The following is a 15,185-nucleotide window of genomic DNA, read 5'->3' as shown; positions in this document are numbered from 1 at the left end:
CTCTTTTAATTTTTTAAATCTTTTTGAATCTTTATAGATGCTCGCCTGAAATCAAATGTGCAACTACCCGCTCCATCTTCATGAAACGCGAACCCTTAACTAAAATCGTATTCCCTGCACGCGCTTTATCTTTCAGTTGCGTTAATAGCTGCGGTAAATCTTCGCAGTGTTGCGCACCACTACCAAATGCTTGCGTAGATGCCTGTGCTAAGTGTCCGAGTGTGAACAAATATTCCACACCACAGGCCTTCGCGTATTGCCCAACTTCTTGATGAAACGCGGCACCATCAACACCGACTTCCCCCATGTCACCGAGTACCAAAGTCGTCGTATTTTTTGCTGCTGCGAGTACCTCAATCGCCGCTTTCACCGAGTCGGGATTAGCGTTATAGGTATCATCAATTACCAAGGCACCTGCCGCTGCTTGCTTTGCTTGTAGACGACCAGATACCGGAGAAAATGTTTGTAAGCCCTCGACAATTTTTTCATTGGAAACGCCTATCGCTTTGCAACAGGCAGCAGCAGCGAGCGCATTGAGCACATTGTGCTGCCCAGCCGCTGCCAAACTCACCGTCACAAGCTCACCCAAAATTGACATTTGCAATTCGCTACCAAAATCGTGTGGAACGAAACTGGCATAGACATCTGCTTGCGAGCCAGTAGATGAGCTTAAGCCAAATGTCAGACAGCGACGATTGGCGGCAAACTCACGCCAGATCGGCGTGTAAGTGTCTTGCGCAGGAAAAACCGCAACACCGTCGACTGGCAAGCTACGGATCACCGAACCATTTTCAATCGCGACCGCTTCTACGGTCTGCATGAATTCTTGATGCTCGCGCTGCGCGTTATTCACCAAGGCCACATTGACTTTCGCTATATCGCTTAATACGGCAATTTCACCTGGATGATTCATTCCGAGTTCAAACACGGCTGCCTGATGTTGTTGCTGTAGACGAAAAACCGTTAATGGCACACCGATTTCATTATTCAGATTACCTCTGGTAGAAAGCATGTGTTCGCTGCCATATTGCGCTAACAGAATAGACGCGATCATTTCTTTCACTGTGGTTTTACCGTTGCTGCCGGTAACACCGATCACGGGCAAATTAAATTGTTGACGCCAATAAGTTGCGATAGCCGCCAAAGCCAACTTGGTGTCAGGCACAATTAAAGCAGGCACTGAAAAATCAGCAGGAAGGCGCTCAGCGATGACCGCGACCGCGCCGGCTTGCACTACCTGATTGAGAAAATCATGCGCATCAAATGTCTCGCCACGCAAAGCGAGAAAGACATTACCGCTTTCTACTTTACGACTATCGGTGCTCAAGCCACTAAACTGCGCATCGGCTGTCACGCTCGAATTCGCAACGACTTTTTGCAAGGCGAGTAGAGAAGAATGAATCATGTCGTTCTCCTCATGGTGCTATTGGTTGCCACGGTGGCGAGCGCCAACAACGCATGTTCTTCATCTGAGAATGGCCATTTTTTTCCATTGATGTCCTGATAGGTTTCATGGCCTTTACCAGCGATCAAGATGACATCATTGACTTGTGCATGTTTAACCGCGAACAAGATTGCGCTAGCTCTGTCTTCAATTGCATGTGGCGCACCACTCATACCTTGCAAAATGTCTTGAATAATTTTCGCGGGTGCTTCGGTGCGTGGATTATCACTGGTGACAACGACATGCTGCGCCATCTGCGCGATCTTACCCATTTGTGGACGCTTGCCCGGATCACGATCACCACCGCAGCCAAATACGCACCACAAATTACCTTGACGTTCGAGCGCAACTTGCTGCAAAGTTTCTAAAGTTTTTTCCAGCGCATCGGGAGTGTGAGCATAATCGACCACAACCATAGCTTGCCCCGCAGAGCCGAGTTGTTGCATACGACCCGGCACTGACGTCAATTTTTCTATACTGGCGATTGCGCGCTCCCAAGTAATGCCGCGCATTAACAGCACACCCAAAACCCCCAGCACATTACTGATATTAAAACGGCCTATGGTCTGCGTTTTAACTAGTCCGCTTCCGTACGGAGATTCTAGGTAAAACTGCGTACCGGTGTGGGTAGTTTTCAATTGGCTTGCACGTAACATTGCAACATCTGAAGTTGAACCACCCAAGTCCGAGGCACTATCGATACAGTACGCGAGCAACTTAAGTGCAGGCTGGGTAACAGATAGTTTTTGCAATAACTCTGCGCCAAAAGCATCGTCTGCATTGATTACCGCAGCTTGCAAACCTGTCCATTGAAATAGTGCCTCTTTCGCCGCCGCATAAGCTTCCATGGTTTGATGATAGTCGAGATGATCACGCGTTAAATTAGTGAACAAAGCGACGTCAAAGTGCAAAGCGTTTAAGCGCCCCTGATGCAAGCCTATCGATGAGGCCTCTATCGCCAAACCCTTTGCGCCATTTTTTTTCAATGCCGCCAAACGACGTTGCAGTTGTAGCGCGTCAGGCGTAGTAAATCCTGTTTCTTGTAAACTAGCGACCATACCGTCACGATAAGTACCAACGCCCAAAGTGCCAATCACGGCGCATGGCGTGTTTGGCAAAGACAAGGCTTTGGCTATCCATTGCGAACATGAGGTCTTGCCGTTGGTGCCGGTCACCGCCACACTGAACATCTCTTTATCAGGCTCGCCATACCATGCGCTAGCAATCGCGCCGAGCAAATCGATCAGGCCAGACACTGCCAAATGCGGCACACTGATTTCCATCGCTGCGGAAACATCTGTTTTCTCGTACACAATGGCAGCAGCACCACGCTCAATCGCGTTGTGAATAAAGGCACGACCATCGCCTTTAGCGGCAATACCAGATGTAATTGGAAAAGCGAAAAACACATCGCCTTGTCCGATTTCACGCGAATCGGAAGTTAACTGCGCTTTTACGACATCAGCCACATTGGCGCGCAACCAATCGACTATTTCTTGTATCTGTACTGAAATCATAGTTTGACTCGTCATTACAATGCCTCCGGCACACTAGGCTCAGGAATGATATTCATGACTGAAGAATCGGGAACAACGTTCATAGAACGTAAAACATTAGCGATGATCGCCGCAAAAACCGGTCCAGCGACGGTACCTGCGTAGTAAGCGCCGCCGCTAGGTTCGTCGAGCATCACCGCGACAATGATGCGTGGGTTAGACATAGGTGCAAAGCCAACAAAGTCACTGACGTATTTATTCACGTAACGACCCGCTTCGACTTTATGTGCGGTACCGGTCTTACCACCAACACGATAGCCAGGTACACGTGCCTGCGTTGCAGTACCGCCTGGCTGCGTTACGCTCTCCAGCATGTCACGCATTTTCATCGCGGTCGCTTCTGAGATCACACGAGTGCCCATCGGCATTTCAGTTGACTGTTGAAAGGTCAATGGAATCAAATCGCCTTTGCGTGCAAAGATCATGTAAGAACGGGCAATCTGCAATAAAGAAACTGACAAGCCATGACCATAGCTCATGGTGGCCTGCTCAATCGGTTTCCAAGTTTTAAAGTTGCGCATACGCCCAGCTACCGCACCCGGGAATCCTATATTCGGTTGCTGTCCAAAGCCCAAAGTGGCGAACATTTCCCACATTTCTTGAGGTGGCATTTGCAAGGCAATTTTTGCAGTGCCAATATTGGACGATTTTTGAATCACGCCAGCGACTGTCAAAGTACCTTGCTTGTGCGCGTCATGTATCGTCTGAGTGCCGATAGTCATCGCGCCAGGCGCGGTTTGTATGATGGTCTCTGGTGTGACGCGACCGGTTTCCAATGCCAAAGCAATCGTAAAAGGCTTCATCGTAGAGCCTGGCTCGAAGGTATCGGTAATCACACGATTACGCAATTGCGCACCGGTTAACACTGAACGGTCATTCGGGTTATAAGTAGGCAGATTCACCAGCGCCAAGACTTCTCCCGTCTGCACATCGAGCACAACCGCAGCGCCGGCTTTCGCCTTGAATTTTTCTACCGCTTCTTTGACATGCGTGTAGGCGATGTATTGAATTTTGCTGTCTATCGACAACTTGATATCTTTGCCATCATGCGGCGGACGAATCGATTCAATATCCTCAACGATACGGCCGAGACGGTCTTTGATCACACGACGGCTACCTGTTTTACCTGCGAGATTTTTCTCAGAAGCGAGTTCAATTCCCTCCTGACCTTTATCTTCTACGTTGGTAAAACCAACGACGTGCGCCATCACTTCACCTTCAGGGTAAAAGCGTTTGTACTCTTTACGCGTTTCTATACCCGGAATACCGAGCCCCACAATTTTGTCGGCGGCAGCTTGTTCCACCTGACGTTTTAAATAAACAAATTGGCGATCTGAATCCAATTTTTTTCTTAATTCAGCTTCTGACATCTCCAACAGTCCGGCCAATTCACGCAACTTGGCATCTGGCGCGGTCAAGACATCTTCTGGTATCGCCCAAATCGCTTTTACTGGCACAGACGAGGCCAAGACCTGACCATGTCTATCGATGATCTTGCCGCGTGTCGCTGACAACTCTAAAGTTCGGGCATAACGGTTTTCACCTTGCTTTTGCAAAAACTCGGTCGTCATTCCTTGCAAATACAAAGCGCGCGTCATCAAAGCAAAAAACGCAGCGAACAAGAAAAATAACAGCAAACGAGAACGCCAGACAGGTAACTTCACCGCCAGCACTGGATTAGAAGAAAACGACACACCTTTGCCAGCGGCCATTCTGGAATTTGAATTTCCGCGACTCATTTAACCACCTCGGCAGTTAAATACTGAGTGCGATCCGGTGTCACGTGCACCATACCTAACTCTTGATTGGCGACGGTTTCAATCCGTGCATGCTTACCAAAAGTCGATTGATCTAATTTGAGTTGAGTCCATTCGACTTCGTATTGCTTACTTAAAGTTTGAGCGCGCTCCAACTCAATAAACAAGCGACGAGCCTGATATTGCGAATTAATCAGCGTCAAGGCACAAATGACCAACGCTGCTCCCAATACAATATTTAGACGTGCGCCCATCACGCTACTCCCGCCATGCGCTCAGCGACACGCATAATGGCTGAACGAGCGCGCGGATTACGGGACACTTCTTCCTCGCTCGGTTTAATTCTGGAAATCAAACGCATTTGCGGCTTGGGTAAATCAGCATCGCGAATAGGCAAACGACGATCCGGCTGCACCACCTTCGCTTTAGACGCAAAAAATTGCTTCACGATGCGGTCTTCCAACGAATGAAAACTAATCACAACCATACGACCACCGGGTGCCAAGCTCTCATATGCAGCAGTTAAACCGATCTCGAGGTCTTCAAGTTCTTTATTGACGAAAATCCGTATAGCTTGAAAGGTGCGAGTTGCCGGGTCTTTGCCCTTCTCGCGAGTTTTGACGGCGTGTGCGACGAGTTCGGCAAGCTGCCGAGTACTTGAAATGGACTCGCTCGCCCTGCGAGCAACAATCGCCTTTGCAATCTGAAAAGCAAACCGTTCTTCCCCATAATTTTCTATGACCTCCCTAATTTTTTGCTCATCCTCTTGCGCCAACCACTCCGCCGCAGACATACCGCGTGTCGTGTCCATACGCATATCTAATGGGCCATCATTTCTAAAACTAAAACCTCGCTCCGCATCGTCCACCTGCGGCGATGAAATACCGAGATCCATCAAAATACCATCCACCTGCGCCAAACCTTGCTCACGCAAAGCATCAGACATAGTGGCAAAACTGTCGTGCACGATATGAAAACGCGCATCAGTAATCTGCTGCGCATTGGCAATCGCGTATAAATCTTTATCAAAGGAAATTAGTCGACCTTGAGGGCCGAGTTGACTCAGAATCTTGCGACTATGACCGCCGCGACCAAAAGTGCCGTCCACGAAAATCGCGTTGGCACGCGGACCTTGTATATCGAGCGCGTTAACTGCCTCGTCCAACAACACCGTGTGGTGAATGAATTCTTCCTGATGATTCACAGTCATAACGCGCTATCAGAAAGAGAAATTACTGAGTGCTTCGGGCATACCACCAGCGATAGCCTGCGCTTCGTTTTCAGCCAACTTGGTCGCATCCCAAATTTCAAAATGCGAACCCATGCCAAGCAACATGACATCACGCTCCATACCGACCGCATTACGCAATTCAGGCGAGACCAAAATACGACCGGAGCCATCCATCTCCACGTCAGAGGCGTTACCAAGAAAAATACGTTGCCAGGCACGCGCTGCCATAGGCCATGCGGCGATCTGTTCGCGATGTGACTCCCAAATAGGGCGAGGAAACAATAAGAGGCAACCATGAGGATGGCGGGTCAAGGTCACCCGACCTTCGCATTGCAAAGCGAGCGCGTCACGATGCCGGGCAGGAATAGACATCCTACCTTTTGCATCTAAATTGAGTGCTGACGCGCCTTGAAACACGATTTTGGCCTTGCTTTCTAGAAATAACTTCGAGAAGTTGAGTAATTTTGCGATTTACAAATTTATGCCACAAAAAAACACTTTTTCACACTTTTCCCCACTTTAGAGGATCACTTGAGCATGGTCAAGCAAATTCATATGCAAAATGAGAAATTATTGAATGAAGTCAAGGACTTAGCGCACACAGTTAAACTGACGTAAGGAAGAATACCTCAATAAATTAGAGACTTACGAAAGATACTGAAAGTAGGATATCAGCTATACCCATGTGTTTGGCTAGATGACCTAAATTGTGAATAGCGAGAGAAATACGACAAGAAGGGGAAGAGCGAGCGCCCGCTCGCCAGACCATTGGAGCAAGGCAAGCGGCTAGCAAATCAACAAACGAAATCGAGCGCAAAGAAAAAGAGCCCAGACTAAGCAGCTGGACTCTTTCTCAAAACTTCTAATATCAGTTAATTACACAAGGGCAGAGTTACACCATCGCCACGACCATTATCTTTCAACGTCATGGTAGATGTAGCAGCCGCCCCAAGGCTATCAAGTACGGTAATCGTTACATCAAAGGTCCCAAAAGGAACACGCTTGCCGTCAGGGTCGAACGGAGTAAAGCAGCGATTACCATTACTTCCAAGACCGACACTCAAAACGCTGCCAGCAACACTCACACTAGACAATCGTTGATCACTAGTAAAAGCGCGATAAGGTGCTGTACCACCAAAAATATTCAAATTAATGGTGTCAGTACTATCTTCACCAAGCAAGAACGGGCTCGGGGATAAACGCAAAATTGTATTAATTTGACTAGCAGTTAAGGTAAAGGCTTTGCTCTGCCCCGACGCATCTGTAATCGTAACAATCGTACTTCCGACGTTCAACAAAGTCGCCGTAAAACTCCCACCACTACTCGGTACAGAAGATGGAACCACGGACGCTATACTAGGATTATTGACCGTTAAAGTATAAGGTGGCGTTCCTGATCTGATCAGGAATGTCAAAGCGTCGCCAACATTACCTCCAGCACCATCTGGCTGCACAGTGATCAATGACGACGACACTGGATTCACGGTCAAGGCAATGGACTTAACTTGCCCCAAAGCATCGGTAATAACAATGGAAGTATCTCCACTACTTTGCAAATTAGCGATAAAACTTCCACCACTAGCACTCACCGAACTTGGGGTAACCGTTGCAATGCTAGAGTTATTACTTATGATTGAGTAAGGCGGTTTTCCACCAAGCACTAAAAAATTCAAGCTACTTCCAACATTACCGCTAGCGCCACTGGGTTGAACATCAATCGGACCAAAGGATGCGGAAGTAACCGTTACCCCTATCGTTACAGACCCACCCGTGTTATCAAACACCGTGACCACCGCATTACCCGCGACATTTGGACTAATGTACAGTGTAGTCCCACCAATAACTGTGGTGGTTGCCACACTTGGATTGCTGCTAGTAGAGCGATAAGGTGCAACACCACCACCAATCAGATGCGTGTCTGCGACACCAGCAGCAAGAGTCAGGCTATTTCCAGCGGTAGTATATAAAGGTGAGCTGCTATCACCAGAACTGACCGTCACACTAAAACTAACTGATGCCCCGGTGGCGTCAAATATTGTTACTAGTGAAGAACCAACGGCAACACTAGAGATAGTAAATTCTGTGCCTGTTACCGCAGAAGGTACCGTTACCACAGCAGAATTACTGCTCGTCGCTCTGTAAGGCGCTTTACCGCCACCTATCGTATAAGTGTTACTACTAGCTCTTAGCGTCACAACACCTGTACCAGCAGTCGTAAAAAGACTAATGCCATCCTCACCAGAGCCAACAGTCACACTAAAACTGACCGAAGCGCCGGTGGCGTCAAATATAGTTACTTGCGCTGTGCCGACAGCTACACTAGAAATAGTAAATTCGGTGCCAGTTATAGAAGAAGGTACCGTTACCACAGCAGAATTACTACTAGTCGCTTTGTAAGGCGCTTTACCACCACCTATCGTATAGGTATTGCTTGTCGCTACAGGCATTGCAATCGCAGTCCCAGCCGTAGTATAAAGCGCCGTTGTACTTCCTCCACCCGAACCCACCGTCAACGTGATTGTCGCCGACACACCATTCGCATCAAACACTAAAATTTGTGCACTACCAGCGCTTACAGCATTAATAGTTAATAGGTTGTTAGCCACCTCAGCTCTCGCTACATTAATGTTACTGCTGGTCGCAGCGTAGGGTGCGCTTCCACCGCCAACTGTGTAAGAAGCTTTTGCACCCGGCTCCATCGTTACTGCGCTGGCGGCTGCAATGTACAGTGGAATTACGGTACCTGTAGGATCAACGACAACAGTGGTAGTGACCGATGCCCCCGTTGCGTCAAATACCATGATTTGAGCAGATCCTTTGGCAACACCTTTCACCGAAATCGCATTTCCATTAAGTGAAACGGTAGCGACACTCTTATTATTGCTAGTCACTAAATATGGGCCAAGTCCACCACCGACCACATAATCGTTGAGCTCACCGATACTTGAATTAATGGTACCTGCAGCAGTTACATAAAGAGGCGCTAAAGTACCACCGTTGCCCACAGTCACATTCAAAGTAACTGCGGTACCGACACTGTCGACAATAATAATTTGAGCCGTACCTGCTTTCAGTCCGGAGATGAAAAAGCTATTGCCATTAATCCCGACTGCAGCAATTGCCGTATTACTGCTACTCACAAAATAAGCGGGTTTGCCGCCACCAATCACGTAGCTATTTGAAAATCCGGGCGCTAAGCTCAAGTTACTCGGTGCGGTCACAAACAAATCAACGCTAGTATTACCACTACCAACCGTGACATTAAAACCAACTTGTGTTCCTGTCGCATCGCTAACGATAATTTGCGCCGTGCCGTTCAGCAGACCTTTAATACTTAAAGCCGTTCCCTTGACTTCCACACTAGCCACTGACGCGTTACTGCTACTGGCTTTATAAGTCGCAGTGCCGCCACCTATTTCATAACTCACCGTGCTACCGAGTGCAATACTCACCGTTCCAGACGCTGTCGTGTATAAAGACTTACCTGTAGGAATGCCGACTGTACCGGCACCTCCACCACACGAAACGAGAAGCATCGCAGTCACTAGCAATCCAAACAATGCATAAATTAAGCGCAGAGAACTTGCGACTTTTGTCGTCACACTATTAGTCATATGAGAAACCATAATTATCCAAAAAAATGTTAGCGCTAATTGAAACTCTATTGAGCACTATTATCCTATCGATTTTTCTTTTTCGCCTAGTATTATCCAAAGTATTTCAAAGAAATGAGTATAGAGCTGAGTCGACTTTGTAAAAAATAAGAAGCAAAACGACTATCGCCATCAAGCAACTTCAGAGACATTCTTACCTAGAACACTATCATTTATTAAAAATGAGCTCATAAAGAAACAACAAGACTCATTGAATTCTCTCAAGCTCGCCTAGATAGTGCGTATGCTTGCAAAGAGAAATGCTTATAATCGCCACTTGAATAACAGACCGTCATTTCTCTTAGTTTATTTTAGGTGTTATGTACCATACTCATTTTGGACTGAACCAATCTCCTTTCAGTATCACGCCCAATCCTGCTTTTTTTTATTCAGGCAGCAAGCGTGGTGATATTTTGGATGCCTTAATTTATGCGGTGACGCATGGTGAAGGCATTATCAAAGTTACGGGTGAAGTGGGTAGTGGCAAAACCATGCTATGCCGCATGCTAGAAGGACTAATGCCGGCGCATGTCGAAGTTATTTATCTGGTGAATCCCACTTTAAGTCGCGAAGAAGTCGTATTTGCCATCGCTGGCGAGTTAGCCATTCCAACCGAAGGAAAACGACCAGATGAAGTGATACGTCTGCTGCATCAAGACTTGATTAGTAAACATATCAACGGCAAGCAAGTCGTATTATTGGTCGAGGAAGCGCAAGCAATGCCACTCGATACTTTGGAGGAAATACGCCTATTCTCCAATCTGGAAACAGCGCACCATAAGCTATTACAAATCGTTTTATTTGGACAGCCTGAGCTAGACCAAAATCTCAATTTACCCAGCATGCGGCAATTAAAAGAGCGGATCACGCATAGTTTTATGGTACCGCCTATGCCCGCCAGTTTGATTCCCGAATTTCTCATGTTCCGGATGAGAGCAGCTGGCTATCATGGCCCCAATGTCTTTAGTCGAGGCGCCATTAAACGCTTGGCGAAAGTTTCAGAGGGCATAGTCAGACGAATTAACATACTGGCGGATAAAGCCTTACTTGCGGCATTCGCAGATAATACCCATGAAGTTCAAACCAAACATATCAACGCAGCTATCAGTGACAGTGAGTTCTCGTCAAATAAATCAGACAATCACTTTAAACAAATCGGCTTGATCTTACTTGGCTTGATTTTAAGCTGCGCATTAGCATACTGGGCGCACTGGACCTGGAAAGTTAGTCATTCAAATACCATAACGGAACCTGCATCGGTCGCTACGTCAACAAAACAAACCGGCGCTGACACTCACGCTTCAACACAGGTAGCGGCGCAAGCGACATCACCAACAACAGCAGCCAGCAATACCACCAACCAGGCGGCGCCCAGCATCGCCCCGCAACAGCCCGCCAACATAACCGAATCGATGACACAAAATTCGATCACTGAAGCGCCGCTACCAGGCAATGAAAATTCCAGCCTCTTCACTCAGCGCATTCAGCAATCAAAGAAATGGCTGCACGAAACACCAGAACATTTTTATACCCTACAACTCAGCTTAGTCGATAGCAAAGACGTCGATAAATTAGAACAATTACTAAAACTATATGCCAGCCAATTTGGCATCGATAATCTCTATCTATACCCAACCCGATTGGCGAACCAAAAACGTTTTGGAATTGTCTATAACAGCTTCAGCAAACGCGAAAATGCTTGGCTGAAACGGAAAGAATTAGAAGATAGCGCTAAGTATCATGCGCAATTACGCACTATAGAAGGCTTAAAGACGGAAATACAGCGCTCTCAGAGTGAAGATTTGTGGTGAAATAGAGAAATCTACGGCCTATTTTGCCGGACAGCATTAGAATTGCCATGTATGAACATGTAATTAGGCTAAGGTTGAATGTTCACCAAACTCAATTAAGAACTACAACTGAACTACAACTAAGCTGCAATTCTGCTGCATAACAAACAAAAGTAACAACTCAGCAGCCACCGAAGAACAATTGATCAATGACTAGAACCGATGAATAAATTAGCTGTTACCTGTTGTGTTCTCCTAGCTGGCTGCGGTACGCAAGCCATCGCACCGTCCACCAGTCACATTCAAGATACCAATCGTAGTCAGGATACGATTCCTGAAACTGTACGCCAAAGTGCCAGTATCAGCCCGCCAAAACCCACGCCTAAGGTAGAAACCTACAGCGTTGCGGTCTACAAAGTGCCCGTACAATCTTTATTATTTGCTTTAGCTCGTGATGCCAAAGTCAATGTCGACATCCATTCTGGTATCGAAGGCGAAATAACCTTAAATGCCTTAGATCAAACCTTACCGCAGATCTTGTCGCGAATTGCCAAACAAGTAGATATGCGATTTGAATTAAATGGAAACAATTTAGTCGTTTTGCCTGATACACCTTTCTTGCGCAACTACAAGATTGATTATGTCAACGTATCACGTGACACCAATAGCACCGTTAGCATCGCCACTCAAATTTCAACCGCCAGTGGAGACAGCGGAAGCAGCGGTAGTGGCAATAATAATTCGACCACGACGGTATCGAATACCTCAAATAATCGCTTTTGGACAACCTTGGTTGAGAACATCAAGGATACCTTACGCGAAACAGACAAGCAGCTACCTGACAACAACGCCGCCAATTCCACGACACAAGCAGCCACACCAACCGCCACTGGCGGCACACCAAATAACGCTACACCAAACACTCCTGCACGTCAGCCAGTGTATCGGGAGGCTGCCTCGGTCATTGCCAATCCAGAAACCGGCCTGATCGCAGTGCGCGCTACGGGTCGTCAGCACGAAAAAATACAAGAATTTTTAGACATGGTCATGTCCAGCGCCAAGCGTCAGGTCTTGATAGAAGCGACCGTCATCGAAGTGCAGCTCAATGATCAATATCAACAAGGTATCAATTGGTCTTCATTACGTACTAGTCCCAATGAAGGTCCTAGCGTCAGTTTTGGTCAGGCAAATGGAACAGCGCTGCCGTCAGGAATCAACCCCGGCCTTAGCCAGGGCATTCTGAACTTTAATTTCTTAAAACCCTTAACAGGCGTAGGCAATATCGCTGCGACCATACAACTGTTGGAATCCTTTGGCAAAGTCAAAGTGCTGTCCAGCCCTAAAATTAGCGTCTTAAATAATCAAACTGCCTTACTCAAAGTAGTCGATAACCGGGTCTATTTCACCATCACGGCCACCACACAGCAAGGCAGCGTCAACACGCCTGCGATCACCACTTACACTTCTACACTCAATACCGTACCAGTAGGTTTCGTGATGAGCGTGACACCGCAAATCGCCGACAGCGAAGAAGTGACGATCAATGTTCGCCCCAGCATTTCACGCATTATCGGTTTTGTGCAAGATCCAAACCCCGCCTTATCCAATGCGGTAGTACCGGTCGTTAGTAATGTGCCGGTGATACAAACTCGTGAGATGGAATCGGTCTTGAAAGTCAGCAGCGGTCAGATTGCAGTCATGGGTGGTTTGATGCAAGACAGCGTCAACAATCTCAAAGATGAAGTACCAGGCGCGAGCAAGATTCCGTTTTTCGGAAATGCGCTCGCCTATAGAAATGAGACTGCGACTAAATCGGAGTTGGTTATTTTTATGCGCCCTATCGTCGTCAAGGATGCCAGTTTAAGTGGCGACTACAAAAATTATCGTTATTTGCTACCCAATGACGCTCCGATTAACAAAGAGCCTTACACAGAATCAGCACCTGCCTCATCTGCCAGCACTACTAAGAAAGCAGGTCAGCTATGAGTTTGTTAATGCAAGCATTAAAAAAAGCAGAACAAACTAAGCAAAAGCAACAAAGCGAAGCAGTTCTGTCTTTGTCTCCCACGGACAATCATCCTGCAGAAGATGCGGCAAGAGATATGGCGCAAGATGCTGCGGTAATACCTACCGACGACACGACTGAATTTCTTGCTTTAAATAAACAGCTAAACGAAAATGCTGACGATGGCGTTAACAATAACAACACGAACAATGCCACCTCGCTTTCATTGAGTCTGACTCAACAAGAATCAAACACACATATCATCGAAGATATCCCGTCGCTTACGCCAACGCCCCACGCTGAGAGTACAAATCAGGCTGCATATGCCTTAGCAGCTCAACACGAGCCATTTCTCGCTGACACCGAGCGGCTTATGCCGGCGGCAAATAAGTCGCAGCAAGCGCACCCGGCCGATGCTATGTTGGATGTAACCACATCCAAGGCCATGCCAAAATCGGATTCAGTGCCGTCCATGGCGGATAAATTGCACAGACCTCGAATAGATCCAGAACAACTGCGAGCCAATGCAAAAGCAGGCGCTTCCCTCGCAGCTGAGCAAAAAAAAGCACAATCCGTCTTCTCCTCTAAGACCTTAGCTCAACCATCCAGAAAAAACTGGTTAATTGCACTTGGTGGTGTCGGCCTGCTCATGGCAGCGGGTTTTGCTTATGTGTATTGGCAAAATAAGCAGTTCGAAAATCGTCCTGGATTGTTAGGTAGTGCGGCCAATACGGCACCCAATCCTATTCCTGAACCAAATGCGGCGGTAGACGCCAGTGTCGGAGCCAGCACTTCGGACAATGCTAATAATGTGCCTGTGATCGCAAGCGCTGCTGCCAGCGCGACGCCTAATAAAACAGATGCAGCAACAATTGCAGTCAACGGGACAGCGACGGCATCAAATCAAAAGCAAGGACAAGATACGAGCGATAAAACCGCTCCCCTTGGCAAGATAAGGGCAGATAAGGCGCCCGACCCAGTTGATCGTAGCGCTACCACCTCCAGCGGCAAGCTGACAAGAAATACCGCCTTAAAAGCAAACAATTTGCCTTCGCACTTAGTTAGTGATGCCAATGCCATCCAGATTCGCAAAGGGAATAGTGGCAATCAGATCAACCCGACATTGAGTAGTGCTTATCAGGCATTTATCACCGGTGATACCGCAACAGCAGAGCGCCAATATCAAAGTGTATTAGTACAAGAGCCGTATAACCGAGATGCCTTATTTGGCCTCGCAGCACTCGCCTTAAACCAAAAAGATGCGGATAAATCAGGCAGCTTTTACGGCAGATTATTGGAACTGGACCCGAACGATCCTGATGCTATCGCTGGCCTCACCAGCTTGCAACAAGGCGACCCCGCACAGAGCGAAAGTCGCTTAAAGAAAGCTTTAAGCATGCACCCGAATGCTGGTGCTATCATGTTCGCTTTGGGGAATCTATATGCCCAACAAGCGCGCTGGTCCGAAGCACAACAATACTATTTCCGAGCTTACACCACGCAATCCAACAATGCTGATTACGCATTTAATCTTGCGGTGAGCTTAGACAGACTGAATCAAAGTAAACTCGCTAAAGACTACTATCAACGCGCTTTAGATTCTGGACAAGCAGGCACAGGAAACTTTAATCGTAGCAAAGTTCAACAGCGTATCGCCGATCTGGATAAGGCGCTGCATGAATAGCCTAAATAAAACAAAGCAAAAAACAAGTCGTATCAACCCAATGTTTTGCTTTATCCCAGCATAAC

The 15,185-nt window shown here is 47.3% G+C and carries 10 protein-coding genes; 3 read left to right on the top strand and 7 right to left on the bottom strand.

The genetic code is table 11. From position 1 onward, the window contains the following. Nucleotides 1-31: 31 nt before the first annotated feature. From ACFFJH_RS10525 to ACFFJH_RS10495, 7 genes are all read right to left on the bottom strand, one after another. Nucleotides 32-1,405, bottom strand: coding sequence for a UDP-N-acetylmuramoyl-tripeptide--D-alanyl-D-alanine ligase (locus ACFFJH_RS10525; protein WP_390212297.1), 1,374 nt, complete (start codon nt 1,403-1,405; stop codon nt 32-34). Further along, nucleotides 1,402-2,976, bottom strand: coding sequence for a UDP-N-acetylmuramoyl-L-alanyl-D-glutamate--2,6-diaminopimelate ligase (locus ACFFJH_RS10520; RefSeq protein WP_390212295.1), 1,575 nt, complete (start codon nt 2,974-2,976; stop codon nt 1,402-1,404). Before ACFFJH_RS10520 ends, ACFFJH_RS10525 begins: the two co-directional genes overlap by 4 nt. Next, on the bottom strand, nt 2,976-4,739 hold the full coding sequence (locus ACFFJH_RS10515) for a peptidoglycan D,D-transpeptidase FtsI family protein (RefSeq protein WP_390212293.1): 1,764 nt from the start codon (nt 4,737-4,739) through the stop codon (nt 2,976-2,978). Before ACFFJH_RS10515 ends, ACFFJH_RS10520 begins: the two co-directional genes overlap by 1 nt. Then, nucleotides 4,736-5,011: a cell division protein FtsL gene (gene ftsL, locus ACFFJH_RS10510; protein WP_390212291.1), complete on the bottom strand. Its 276-nt coding sequence runs from the start codon at nt 5,009-5,011 to the stop codon at nt 4,736-4,738. Before ftsL ends, ACFFJH_RS10515 begins: the two co-directional genes overlap by 4 nt. Then, nucleotides 5,011-5,967, bottom strand: coding sequence for a 16S rRNA (cytosine(1402)-N(4))-methyltransferase RsmH (gene rsmH, locus ACFFJH_RS10505; RefSeq protein ID WP_390212290.1), 957 nt, complete (start codon nt 5,965-5,967; stop codon nt 5,011-5,013). The genes ftsL and rsmH overlap by 1 nt, the downstream gene beginning before the upstream one ends. Nucleotides 5,968-5,976: 9 nt before the next feature. After that, nucleotides 5,977-6,405, bottom strand: a complete 429-nt coding sequence (mraZ, locus tag ACFFJH_RS10500) for a division/cell wall cluster transcriptional repressor MraZ (protein ID WP_390212287.1) — start codon at nt 6,403-6,405, stop codon at nt 5,977-5,979. Between the two features lie 455 nt (nt 6,406-6,860). Next, nucleotides 6,861-9,602 carry a beta strand repeat-containing protein gene (locus ACFFJH_RS10495; RefSeq protein ID WP_390212285.1) on the bottom strand — a complete coding sequence of 914 codons (2,742 nt, stop codon included), beginning with the start codon at nt 9,600-9,602 and terminating at the stop codon, nt 6,861-6,863. 359 nt (nt 9,603-9,961) lie between these two features. Between ACFFJH_RS10495 and ACFFJH_RS10490 the strand changes: the two genes are divergently transcribed. From ACFFJH_RS10490 to ACFFJH_RS10480, 3 genes are all read left to right on the top strand, one after another. Continuing rightward, nucleotides 9,962-11,452 carry an ExeA family protein gene (locus ACFFJH_RS10490; protein WP_390212283.1) on the top strand — a complete coding sequence of 497 codons (1,491 nt, stop codon included), beginning with the start codon at nt 9,962-9,964 and terminating at the stop codon, nt 11,450-11,452. Between the two features lie 201 nt (nt 11,453-11,653). Next, nucleotides 11,654-13,417, top strand: coding sequence for a type II secretion system protein GspD (locus ACFFJH_RS10485; RefSeq protein WP_390212282.1), 1,764 nt, complete (start codon nt 11,654-11,656; stop codon nt 13,415-13,417). Next, nucleotides 13,414-15,120 (top strand): tetratricopeptide repeat protein, encoded by a 1,707-nt coding sequence (locus ACFFJH_RS10480; RefSeq protein ID WP_390212281.1) that lies wholly within the window; start codon nt 13,414-13,416, stop codon nt 15,118-15,120. Before ACFFJH_RS10485 ends, ACFFJH_RS10480 begins: the two co-directional genes overlap by 4 nt. Nucleotides 15,121-15,185: the final 65 nt, after the last annotated feature.

Source organism: Affinundibacterium danionis (genome assembly GCF_042432465.1).
In the GTDB taxonomy this organism is placed as follows: domain Bacteria; phylum Pseudomonadota; class Gammaproteobacteria; order Burkholderiales; family Burkholderiaceae_D; genus Undibacterium; species Undibacterium danionis.
Note: the sequence above shows the minus strand (reverse complement) of the source record. Positions and strands in the feature narration are given on the sequence as shown.

Excerpts from the sequence above, each read along its gene's own strand:
- ACFFJH_RS10480 (WP_390212281.1), top strand. The coding sequence starts at position 13,414 with ATGAGTTTGTTAATGCAAGCATTAAAAAAAGCAGAACAAACTAAGCAA.
- ACFFJH_RS10515 (WP_390212293.1), bottom strand. The coding sequence starts at position 4,739 with ATGAGTCGCGGAAATTCAAATTCCAGAATGGCCGCTGGCAAAGGTGTG.
- ftsL (WP_390212291.1), bottom strand. The coding sequence starts at position 5,011 with ATGGGCGCACGTCTAAATATTGTATTGGGAGCAGCGTTGGTCATTTGT.
- ACFFJH_RS10495 (WP_390212285.1), bottom strand. The coding sequence starts at position 9,602 with ATGACTAATAGTGTGACGACAAAAGTCGCAAGTTCTCTGCGCTTAATT.
- rsmH (WP_390212290.1), bottom strand. The coding sequence starts at position 5,967 with ATGACTGTGAATCATCAGGAAGAATTCATTCACCACACGGTGTTGTTG.
- ACFFJH_RS10525 (WP_390212297.1), bottom strand. The coding sequence starts at position 1,405 with ATGATTCATTCTTCTCTACTCGCCTTGCAAAAAGTCGTTGCGAATTCG.
- ACFFJH_RS10485 (WP_390212282.1), top strand. The coding sequence starts at position 11,654 with ATGAATAAATTAGCTGTTACCTGTTGTGTTCTCCTAGCTGGCTGCGGT.
- ACFFJH_RS10520 (WP_390212295.1), bottom strand. The coding sequence starts at position 2,976 with ATGACGAGTCAAACTATGATTTCAGTACAGATACAAGAAATAGTCGAT.
- ACFFJH_RS10490 (WP_390212283.1), top strand. The coding sequence starts at position 9,962 with ATGTACCATACTCATTTTGGACTGAACCAATCTCCTTTCAGTATCACG.